Here is a 9,442-nt window from a genome sequence, read left to right on the forward strand (position 1 = left end):
TCCGCAGCAACGCCGCATACAAGCGGGTTCTTGGATGAACCAGCAGTGTCCACCGCTGGTTTTACCAGGGTGAATGTGGCAGAGGGCACTTGGAAATGTATCCCTAGTTTATTTATAATAGTGCATAAAATCTCAAAATAAACTGTTGCAAAAGGAAAGGAAGTTCACTATGAAAAAGAACATGAAGAAGTTTTTTGCTCTTATCACAGCTCTTACCATGGTATTTTCCATGGCGGCCTGCTCCAGCGAAAGCGATGATACTGGCTCCAACGCAGGGACCTCTGGCGGTGAACCTATGACCATCAAGATCGGCACCGTCAACTACGAAGGCTCTGTGCAGGTCCGTGCTCTCGAGGTTTTCAAGGACACCATTGAAAAAGCCAGCAATGGCCGCATCACCGTGGAGATCTATGCCGGCTCTGTTTTGGGTAACAATGAAGTTATGTTGGATATGCTCTATAACAACGATATCCAGATTGATATTGTCAACCCTGTGGCTTTTGAGACCCAAGTACCTGAAATGTCCCTGCTGAATAACTATTATACCTTCGACAGCCTGGATCATGTCCACAACTTCTTCGAGGGCGAGGGCGGCGACTTTATCTTTGACGCATACAATTCCATTGGCCTACAGGGCCTATGCATCTTTTCTCTGGGATTCCGTGAGTTGTATAACAGCGCCCATGCTGTTGAGAGTTTCGCGGACCTGAATGGGCTGTCCATCCGCGGCTACTCCACCATCCAGATTGCTGCATGGCAGTCTGTCGGCGTTGACCCTGTCTCTGTGGACTGGAACGAGCTGTTTGTTTCCATGCAGCAGAAGTTGATTGACGGCGAAGAAGGCGCTATCTGCAACTTTGAAGATTATTCCTTCTATGAGGTTCAGCCTTATTTCGCTATGACTGACCATGTGTTCAGCACTGATATGGCTATTGCTTCCCAGGAGTGGCTGGAAAGTTTGAGTGAGGAAGACCGTGCCCTAGTAGATGAGGCTATCCAGGCCGCCTATGAGTACCACAGAGATAACTATATTCCCGAGAACGAAGCTCTTCTGGAAAAGTTCGCTTCTGAATACGGCACCCAGATCACTTATCCCGATGACGCGATGAAGCAGCAGATGAAAGAGGCTATGCAGCCTGTTACATCTGAGATGATTATTGAGCTGGTGGGCCAGGAGACTTATGACGAATATATGTCTCTGATTGACAACGCACGTCCTGCCGCACAGTAATCAGTTGCCTGCGCCCGCTTAAAATCCGGGCGGATTGCAATGTTTGTCCGCCCGGATTTTAGTAAATAAGGAGAGATAAAAACATGAAAAAAGTGATCCGCTGGCTGGATATCAACTTTGAGGCTTTCTTGGGAATGATCGCCTTTTTCACGATGCTGCTTATTATTCTTTGTCAGATTTTCGGCCGCCAGATTTTTGGTGCTGGTTTTCCTTGGGGCGAAGAAATCTGCCGGTACTGCTATGTGTGGGTCTGCTATCTGGGCTTGGCCTATGCCACCCGTAACAGCATCCATATTGAGATCGACGCTGTGCGTCGTCTGATGCCGGAAAAGGTTCAGAAGGTTTTGATGATTTTCTCCCAAGTAATTATGATGGTTCTTTTTATTTACTTCTTCAAAGGAACCCTGGACAATGTACTCCGCAACTTCCAAAGCAACGCTCAAGCAACCACCTTTAACGCAAGTGTGAATGTGATGTATCTAGCCGGTCCTATCGGATACGGACTTGGCATCATCCGCAGTATCCAGACTCTGGTCTGGAAAATCCGTCACTTCAATTGTTCCATGCCCGTGTTTGTAAACCCCTATGCGGTTCTGAATGGGGGGCTAGATAACTACTGCTATGATGATGCCTTGAAGGCTGAGTATCGCGAGCAGATTCCGGAGGAGGCCTATACAGAAGAAGAGGCCTTCCGTGCTAAGCACAGTCTGAAGCGTAAGGAGGGCTAAATACAATGATGATGGCATTGTTCGCGGGCATTTTTATCGTCCTTTTTCTGATTGGCACACCCATCGCTGTGGCACTGGGTGCAACCTCTTTATTCAATATGGAAGTTTTCGATACGATTGCTGTATCGTCTTTCACCAAAACTGCGTCTAACGGGTTCAACTCCTACCTGCTGGTGGCCTGTCCTCTGTTTACCTTTGCTGGTGACATCATGGCAAAGGGTGGCATTTCCAAACGTCTGATCGCCGTTGCAAAACTACTTATCGGCAACATGACCGGAGGTTTGGGCATTGTGTCCATTTTGGCCTGTATGGTGTTTGCTGCGATTTCCGGCACCGGCTCCGCAACTGTGTCCGCCATCGGTATGATTATGATCCCTGAGATGGTCCGTTCCCATTATGATCGCTCCTATGCCACCTGTAGCGTGGCCATCGGCGGAGCTATCGGTACCATGATTCCCCCAAGTGTCTGCCAAGTGGTATATGCTACCTGCGCGGGTGTGTCTCTGACTTCCATGTTTACAGCTGGTATTCCTGCAGGTATCATTTTTGGCTTGGCTCTGTGTGTCTACTGCTATTTCTCTTCCAAAAAGCGGGGGTACAAGCCGGCAGAAAAGGTGCATTATTCTTCGAAAGAAGCCCTGCATATCGTTGTAGATGCTATTCCCGCCATGTTGGTTCCTATTATCATTCTGGGTAGCATCTATGCGGGTATCTGCACCCCTACTGAGTCTGCTGCCTTGGGTTGCCTGGTTGGTGTGCTTGTCAGTATTTTTATCTACCGGGAAGTGAGCTGGAAGATCTTGCCGTATCTGGCTATGCACGCCATGACTATCGCAGCCCCAGTCATGTTTATTATCGGTATGTCTTCCGGCTTCGGTAGCATCCTGTCTATGGAGCAGATTCCTGCAAAAATTGCCGACGCTATTCTGGCGATTACGAACAATAAGTATGTCCTCCTGTTGATTATCAATATCATCTTCCTGATCATGGGTACTTTTATGGAGACCAACGCCGCCATTATTTTGACAGTTCCCATTTTACTGCCCATCGTTACCGCTGTGGGCGTCAGCCCTGTCCACTTTGGTATTGTCTGCATCGTGAACTTGGCTATCGGTTTTGTTACGCCTCCCCTGGGTGCTAACTTGTTCATGGCTTCCGCTATTGGCAACGTACCTTTGAACAAACTTGCCAAAGACATCTGGCCTTGGATTGCTACGGGAATTGTGGCGCTGCTCCTTATTACTTATATTCCTGACTTAATCCTGTTCCTGCCTAAGCTCATGGGATACGTGGTCTAAGAGCGCCGTGCTTACAGCGTGTTTCCTGAGGACGAAACCGTTTTGACTTGAGCCAGCAAGGGCTATTTCACCTTCGAATAACCGGAGCAGATCTGGCTGAAGCAGTCTTGAAGCATGGTATTCCATCGCAAGGGATGGGAAGTCCGCAACAAAGGATTCAGGTATACACAAGATTTTGAAGGGTTCCGGCTCAATTCCCAACGAGCCGGGACCCTTTTCCTACTTCTCATCGTCACGGCCGTTGGCATAAGTCCTGTACATTTCGGCACGAACCTCTTTATGGCCAGTGAGATTTCCAATGTAAAGTACACGACTCTCGCAAAAACGATTTGGCCGTGGATTTTCGTGATGATTGCTGTTTTGCTGCTGGTTACTTATACCCCGCAAATCAGCACATTTTACCTCAGCTGATGGGACTCTCAGTGTAATGGGAACATCGGAGCAGAACATCTAAAATAAGTGGAGATGTAAGCGTAAAACAGCGGGAAGCATCAACAAAAGGGCGGCCGCATGGCCGCTCGCTCTTTTGCTGAATAGGATTAGCAGGATTTTAAGAGTGAATCACTTCTTGCGAAAGAAAATCATGTACCACATCCAAAAGGTGTTCAGGGGGAAGTTGGAGACGAGAATATTTTTTAACGAGCAAGGCCACAGCGTTTTTGCCGTGGGATAGGGGGAGAAACCACAGAAATTGTGGCCCAGCCATCTGGAAAATGACCTTGTACTAGAATGCCATAGGAGGAAGTACGAGATGGATGTATCTCGTGGAAAAAATATTTGTAAAGAACATTTGGTTCTTTGGGGATAGTTTCATTACGCTCAAGACCATTCAAAGGGGTGTCTTGCTTACGTATGGTCTGGCGCTTTAAATATTCCGCAAGCCGTATAATGAAATTTTTGGGTGTAGGAGGTTCAACCGGAAGATGGTTGCTATAGACTTGCCGCAGGATCTTTTTGTTTCCAGTCTCCCAAATGTTAGTTGTTGTATGCGCTAAGGACCTGGATACAGTTTTTGCTTTCCTTCCAGTCTGTTGCTCGAAAGAATCCGATGTCTTACCCAGATGCAAGGCTTCTGTCCCACCGGTCATGACCAGAGAGACAACACCCAGCAGATCGCTGCTACCTACCGAACCGACGTTTCCTTCAATTTCAAAAATCAGGTCTTGTGTGTCCTCCATAGAAAATACCTCCGGTAAAAAATTTGACGTTAAATCTGTAGTTCGCAAATTCGCCGTTTTGAGACAAAAAGAGACACCAGAAAATTCAGAAACCTAAAAGGAAAAAGAGTCTGCGTATCAGCAGACTCTTTAGCGTACAGTCATATTTTCACAGGGATATCCCAACTGCTTTGGGGGGCGTTCTCCGGCAATAATTTCTCTGCCAAATTCTTTTCCTCTGCCGCGAGTTTCGGAGCATCTCTCAGAAGCCAGGTCAGATACTGGTATGGGGAGAGAGGATTCTCCTTGGCAGTCTCAATCATGCTATAAACAATTGCACTGCTCTGAGCCACGCCTTCCGTATTTGCAAACAGCTAGTTCTTCCGGCTCATTACAAAGGGTTTCACATTGCGTTCCGCACGGTTATTGAAGATCTCCAGCCGCCCATCCTCCAGAAACCGGATCAGGTATGGCCACTGTTCCCGCAGATAGTACAGTGCCTTGCCCAGCGCGGACTTCGGCACAGCGGCGCTCTTCGTTTCAGCCCATGTCAATAAAGCGTCCATCACCGGCTTGGACCGGGCCAGACGCTGTTCACACCGTTCTTCCGGCGGCAGCCCTGCCAATTCCTGCTCAATCCCGAAGAGGCATTATCCAGCCCCTCCAGTGCCGCACAACCTGCGCGTTGGTCCTTCAGCAGGGCATCCACCGCCTCATCGAATTTTCGCCGCAGGTACGCCCAGCAACCAACCACCCGGATGTTTTCAGGCAGCCGTCGGTAACCGGCGGAGCCATCTGCATGGAGCCACCCGGAGAAACTCTCCAGAAAGGCAGCCGCGTTCTCCGCCTTCCGGGTAGGCCGGTACTCATACAGCACAACGGGGGCCTTCGCGTCCCCACTGGTGCGGTACAGCCACATATAGCACTTGCTCCGGGCTGTCCGGCCCTCCAGTTTCAGCACCTGCAGCGTGGTTTCATCCGCGTGGAGCACCTGCCGTTGGAGGAGCCGCCTGTGCAGTTCCTCATATACCGGTTTCAGCCAGTCCTCCGCCACCCGCAGCACCCAGTTGCTCATGGTCTGCCGGCTCAACTGCACGCCTGCCCGGTTCCACTCCTGTTCCTGCCGGTACAACGGTGCGTACATCACAAATTTCTGCACCATGATATGGGCGACCGCCTCCGCCGAGGCATAGCTGCCGGGAATCAGGGCAGGGAGCCTTTCCGCCTTGCGGATCGGCGTCTCTGTCCCTTCCTCCTTGCATTTGGGGCAGGCGTAGGTGAAATAAATGTTTTCCCGGATCATCACCTGGGCCGGGATCATCACCAATGTGCGCCGGACGTCCCTTCCAATCTCCATCTTGGCTGTGCCGCACACAGGGCAGTCTGGTTCCTTCTCTGGAATCCGGTGTTCCACCACCTCAACCGGTACATTGTCCGGCAGGACCTCCTCCGGCCTGGAAGAACGCCGGGTATGGGCGGCCACCTCCGTCTCTTTGGCTCTCCGCCTGGACAACCAGGCTTCCGTCTCGTCAAACATGAGGCTCAACTGGGGCCTATCAGTTCTTCTTCCAGCCGCTCCGAGGACACTCCGTAGAGTTTCTTCCTGTTCAGGCGCACTTGCTCCAGAAGCCAGTCCAATTTCTGGTTCAGCTCGTCTCTTTCCGCTTTCAGAGACGCATATTCCGCCCGTGAAATGGTTACCATCTCCGGGGTGCTTGTCCCATGATTTCTTTCATTTTTCATGGGTAAATTATACTATATTTGAACTGGAAAGTCCAGTATTTCCAGGGTTTTCAGCTATTCTACCGCCTAAATGATACGCAGGCCGTCCACCGGACGGTGGGCCTTTAGCTGCTCCACCTTCAGCCCCTCCATCAGCCAGCGGTATTGCTGCGGCGTCAATTGCCGTACCTCGTTTTCCGTTCGCGGCCATTGGTATGCACCCTGTTCCAACCGCTTATACAACAGGATAAATTCATCCCGCTCCCAATAGAGGCCCTTGATGCGGTCCCGCTGTCTGCCGCTCAGGCAACGGCGAGAGCTCTACAAAGGCTGCCGGTGGCTGCGGTGCTGAAACTGCGGGCACAAGTTCTGTGGCTGCCGATGAAAGGATTTCCTTTTTCCGGCGGTAGTACGTCTTTGCCGAAATATTGTGTTCCGCACACCATCCCCTTACGCTCATGCCGCTGCTGCAGCAGTCTATGACCTGTGCCTTCCATTGTTCCAGCTTTGCCTGCCGTTTCAATTCACACGCGCCCATCTTCCCCGCCACCTTCTAAAATGAGAATTCTCGAGAAGTCTTTAGACTTCTCGAGAATTAGTATCTCATATCCTCTTCAACTTTTTAATCCGCCCCCAGCTTTGACGCTTACATTCAATGTGGGCAAAAATTACAAATTAGAGATCATAAAAATGTGATTTTGCTGAAAATATTTAAAACATTCAAAAAATTTTAAAACCCGGCAATTACCTTGCCGGGTCTTACTCTACCATCAAAGCCATAGAGCGAGGGGGCGAGGTCGTTGGGACCCTCTGAACGAAGACAGGCGATTTGGGAATATCTGTGCAGTGCACGGTTTGACACAACTAAGCATCTGGCAGACCGCTTCGGTGTATGTGAACGAACGATTCGAAGTGATTTGTTCGCACTTGCCTGTACATATCCCATCGAAACTTCATTTGGCCCTTATGGAGGCATTCGTGTTTCCAATTGGTACCATCCAAAATAAAAGCGGCTATCAGCCACGCAGACATCTCTGTTGGTGCGAGTCCGATTGACACTGGAAGGCGAGGACCTGAAGGTAATGAACTCCATCCTCATCCAATTCGTTCTGCCGGGAAGCTACTAGAACGACTAGCATTCGGAAGCTTCTGTGCACCTCGAAAAATGAATATCCGGCAGCGGATTCCCATCAGCTGACAGTCCCCCGGAAGGGGAAAAGCGATGCGGCGGGTACGCGAAGACCACCTGTGCAGGCGGAAGTCTGCATTAAAGACGGCCGCTCAGCGGGTCCACTCAGCCAAAAGCAGCTCTGGCAGGCTGTTTCGCCATGATCCTGTCAGCCTATAATGGTACACCTGTCCCGTATATGCGGGAGCAGCTCGGAGAGATCCTCGGAGGGGTGAGATTCCCGTAGGGCGTCGCCAGACGCCGGTTCGTATGCCGCCCGGCAGCTCGGGAAGTAGTGTCAAATAGAGCTGGAACAAATAAAAATCTATAAAAGTGTCCGCCTCAGATCATGGCTTGATAATATGAGCAGAACAGATTTCATGGGAGTGGACGCTTTTTAAAATCGCAGGCCGGGGAGCGAAAATCTCCCCGGCCTGCGATCCAGTATTATAGAAAGCCAGAAAGTTATTTAACTGTAAAGGAATATAGCTTTGTATAAAGAAATATAGAGAAGCCCTTGATTCTAGAAGCTACAAAGATCACGGAATTTGTTCAAAGTATTGCATGATTTCGTGGTAGATGTATTTGTGGAATTAAGGTGAGAGAAATAGACCACAGAAAGGAGCGGTTGAATTTGGCGAATCAGTTTTACAAATCCTTTGAGGAATTACCGGTCATGTTGTCAATCCCGCAGGTGGCAAGCGTACTCAGTATATCGCGGGCCGGCGCTTACGAGCTGGCCCACAGCAAAAACTTTCCGTCCATATTGATTGGGAGCAGGATCGTTGTTCCCAAAGATAGGCTCTTGGCCTGGGTTGACAGCAAAGTGTCTGAACGAGTTTAACGAAAGGGTTGGAGGTGAGCTGAAATGCCTGGCCGAAGAGCACGTGGAGAGGGGAGTATCCGAAAACGTCAGGACGGCAGATGGGAAGACCGCTATACAGCGGGGCGGGATGATGCGACAGGAAAACTGATCTATAAGAGTGTACTGGCAAAAACACAGGCGGAGTGTAAGCGAAAGCTCCGTGAGGTCCTGGAAAACCAGCTCCAGGCTCTGACTATGAATTTTGCGGAGCAGATCCGGGATACACCTATAAAGCCGCAGCCGCAAGCAGGGACAACAACCGTTGGAGAGTGGCTCGATACCTGGTTTTCCCTTTATGTCAAGCCGAATGTGCGGAAAAGTACAGAGGTCCAATATCGATACTTTATCAAAGGGATCTTGGAGCCACGTATTGGAGAAACAGATCTTCCGGAACTGACGGGATTGCGCTTACAGAAGCTATATCAGGAATTGCGGGAAAGCGGCAAGATCCGCCCCCAAGGGGATACAGACCCCGGTCTGAGTCCAAAGACGATCCGCGGGATTCATACAATGCTTCATAACGCGCTGGGTCAAGCTGTGAAGGAGTGACTGATTCTGAAAAATCCAACGGATGACTACCGGCCGCCGAGAGTGGATCGAAAAGAAATGAAAGTCATCAAACCGGAGCAGGTTGGCTCCTATCTCCAGGCTGCGGCAGCGCGGAATGTGCTGCCGATGTTTTTTCTGGAACTGATCAGCGGACTCCGTAAAGGGGAATTACTTGCGTTACTTTGGGGTGACCTTGACATTGAGAAGCACAGCATTTCTGTCACAAAATCTGTTTCCAGGCGGGATGGTGTGCTGGAGATATCGCCTCCCAAGACACGCCACTCCATTCAAACTATCATCATTCCGCAGCAAGCAGTGGACCTGCTGATCCAGGAGCACAGTCTGCATCCAAGTAATTCCTATATGTTCCCATCGCCAGTGACGGGGGAGATGTATTGCCCGGATACCATCAATCATCTCCATAAGAAGCTCCTCAAAGATGCAGGACTGGAGGACTGTCGCTTCCACGACCTACGCCATACCTTTGCCACGCTGGCTCTGCAAAACGGGGTGGATGTCAAGACCCTCTCCGGAATACTGGGACATTATTCCTCTGGCTTTACATTAGATACCTACACCCACGTCACCACAAAAATGCAGGAGGAGGCGGCTGAGAAGATGGGCCACTTCATGGAGATGAAGCTGTAGCGGAAACACCCAGATCGTCCAATTCTTCCATCGTCGTCCAGCTAAAGTGCTCCCCAAGTCAAGGACATTTTCATTT

13 protein-coding genes are annotated in these 9,442 nt (G+C 50.1%); 8 read left to right on the forward strand and 5 right to left on the reverse strand.

The features are described from left to right. Positions 1–169 precede the first annotated feature (169 nt). The 4 genes from dctP to HMPREF1546_RS16355 all read left to right on the forward strand — a co-directional run bounded on the left by dctP (position 170) and on the right by HMPREF1546_RS16355 (position 3,668). Positions 170–1,231 (forward strand): TRAP transporter substrate-binding protein, encoded by a 1,062-nt coding sequence (dctP, locus tag HMPREF1546_RS16340; protein ID WP_036631424.1) that lies wholly within the window; start codon positions 170–172, stop codon positions 1,229–1,231. A gap of 83 nt (positions 1,232–1,314) precedes the next feature. Beyond that, positions 1,315–1,959, forward strand: a complete 645-nt coding sequence (locus HMPREF1546_RS16345; protein WP_021751537.1) for a TRAP transporter small permease — start codon at positions 1,315–1,317, stop codon at positions 1,957–1,959. A gap of 5 nt (positions 1,960–1,964) precedes the next feature. Further along, on the forward strand, positions 1,965–3,257 hold the full coding sequence (locus HMPREF1546_RS16350; protein WP_021751536.1) for a TRAP transporter large permease: 1,293 nt from the start codon (positions 1,965–1,967) through the stop codon (positions 3,255–3,257). A 114-nt stretch (positions 3,258–3,371) separates the two neighbouring features. Beyond that, on the forward strand, positions 3,372–3,668 hold the full coding sequence (locus tag HMPREF1546_RS16355; protein WP_021751535.1) for a TRAP transporter large permease subunit: 297 nt from the start codon (positions 3,372–3,374) through the stop codon (positions 3,666–3,668). A gap of 224 nt (positions 3,669–3,892) precedes the next feature. Here the strand turns inward: HMPREF1546_RS16355 and HMPREF1546_RS19035 are convergent, their stop codons facing one another. The 5 genes from HMPREF1546_RS19035 to tnpB form a co-directional block, all read right to left on the reverse strand. Continuing rightward, a complete protein-coding gene (locus tag HMPREF1546_RS19035; RefSeq protein ID WP_147629871.1) occupies positions 3,893–4,435 on the reverse strand; it encodes a sporulation initiation factor Spo0A C-terminal domain-containing protein in 543 nt (180 codons plus the stop codon). A 140-nt stretch (positions 4,436–4,575) separates the two neighbouring features. Beyond that, positions 4,576–4,737: a transposase domain-containing protein gene (locus HMPREF1546_RS19740; protein WP_021751533.1), complete on the reverse strand. Its 162-nt coding sequence runs from the start codon at positions 4,735–4,737 to the stop codon at positions 4,576–4,578. Between the two features lie 51 nt (positions 4,738–4,788). Continuing rightward, a complete protein-coding gene (locus HMPREF1546_RS19745; RefSeq protein WP_301546218.1) occupies positions 4,789–5,040 on the reverse strand; it encodes a transposase in 252 nt (83 codons plus the stop codon). Continuing rightward, a complete protein-coding gene (locus tag HMPREF1546_RS16360; protein WP_301546217.1) occupies positions 4,980–5,927 on the reverse strand; it encodes an IS66 family transposase in 948 nt (315 codons plus the stop codon). The genes HMPREF1546_RS19745 and HMPREF1546_RS16360 overlap by 61 nt, the downstream gene beginning before the upstream one ends. 296 nt (positions 5,928–6,223) lie before the next feature. Next, a complete protein-coding gene (gene tnpB / locus HMPREF1546_RS16365) occupies positions 6,224–6,442 on the reverse strand; it encodes an IS66 family insertion sequence element accessory protein TnpB (protein ID WP_083491043.1) in 219 nt (72 codons plus the stop codon). A 494-nt stretch (positions 6,443–6,936) separates the two neighbouring features. Here tnpB and HMPREF1546_RS19750 point away from each other — a divergent pair, with 494 nt between their 5' ends. From HMPREF1546_RS19750 to HMPREF1546_RS19760, 4 genes are all read left to right on the forward strand, one after another. Beyond that, positions 6,937–7,143: a DeoR family transcriptional regulator gene (locus HMPREF1546_RS19750; RefSeq protein ID WP_301546216.1), complete on the forward strand. Its 207-nt coding sequence runs from the start codon at positions 6,937–6,939 to the stop codon at positions 7,141–7,143. 837 nt (positions 7,144–7,980) lie between these two features. Beyond that, positions 7,981–8,148, forward strand: a complete 168-nt coding sequence (locus tag HMPREF1546_RS16370; RefSeq protein WP_301546219.1) for a helix-turn-helix domain-containing protein — start codon at positions 7,981–7,983, stop codon at positions 8,146–8,148. Between the two features lie 24 nt (positions 8,149–8,172). Then, the gene (locus HMPREF1546_RS19755) at positions 8,173–8,718 is read left to right on the forward strand and encodes a hypothetical protein (RefSeq protein ID WP_021751526.1); all 546 of its coding nucleotides are present in this window, start codon (positions 8,173–8,175) and stop codon (positions 8,716–8,718) included. A gap of 57 nt (positions 8,719–8,775) precedes the next feature. After that, a complete protein-coding gene (locus HMPREF1546_RS19760) occupies positions 8,776–9,366 on the forward strand; it encodes a site-specific integrase (RefSeq protein WP_021751525.1) in 591 nt (196 codons plus the stop codon). Positions 9,367–9,442: the final 76 nt, after the last annotated feature.

This window comes from Oscillibacter sp. KLE 1745 (assembly GCF_000469445.2).
Lineage (GTDB): Bacteria > Bacillota > Clostridia > Oscillospirales > Oscillospiraceae > Oscillibacter > Oscillibacter welbionis.

Bases quoted from the DNA above. Each gene is read 5' to 3' on its own strand.
- dctP (WP_036631424.1), top strand. From the start codon at position 170: ATGAAAAAGAACATGAAGAAGTTTTTTGCTCTTATCACAGCTCTTACC.
- HMPREF1546_RS16345 (WP_021751537.1), top strand. From the start codon at position 1,315: ATGAAAAAAGTGATCCGCTGGCTGGATATCAACTTTGAGGCTTTCTTG.
- HMPREF1546_RS16350 (WP_021751536.1), top strand. From the start codon at position 1,965: ATGATGATGGCATTGTTCGCGGGCATTTTTATCGTCCTTTTTCTGATT.
- HMPREF1546_RS16355 (WP_021751535.1), top strand. From the start codon at position 3,372: ATGGTATTCCATCGCAAGGGATGGGAAGTCCGCAACAAAGGATTCAGG.
- HMPREF1546_RS19035 (WP_147629871.1), bottom strand. From the start codon at position 4,435: ATGGAGGACACACAAGACCTGATTTTTGAAATTGAAGGAAACGTCGGT.
- HMPREF1546_RS19740 (WP_021751533.1), bottom strand. From the start codon at position 4,737: ATGATTGAGACTGCCAAGGAGAATCCTCTCTCCCCATACCAGTATCTG.
- HMPREF1546_RS16370 (WP_301546219.1), top strand. From the start codon at position 7,981: ATGTTGTCAATCCCGCAGGTGGCAAGCGTACTCAGTATATCGCGGGCC.
- HMPREF1546_RS19755 (WP_021751526.1), top strand. From the start codon at position 8,173: ATGCCTGGCCGAAGAGCACGTGGAGAGGGGAGTATCCGAAAACGTCAG.
- HMPREF1546_RS19760 (WP_021751525.1), top strand. From the start codon at position 8,776: ATGAAAGTCATCAAACCGGAGCAGGTTGGCTCCTATCTCCAGGCTGCG.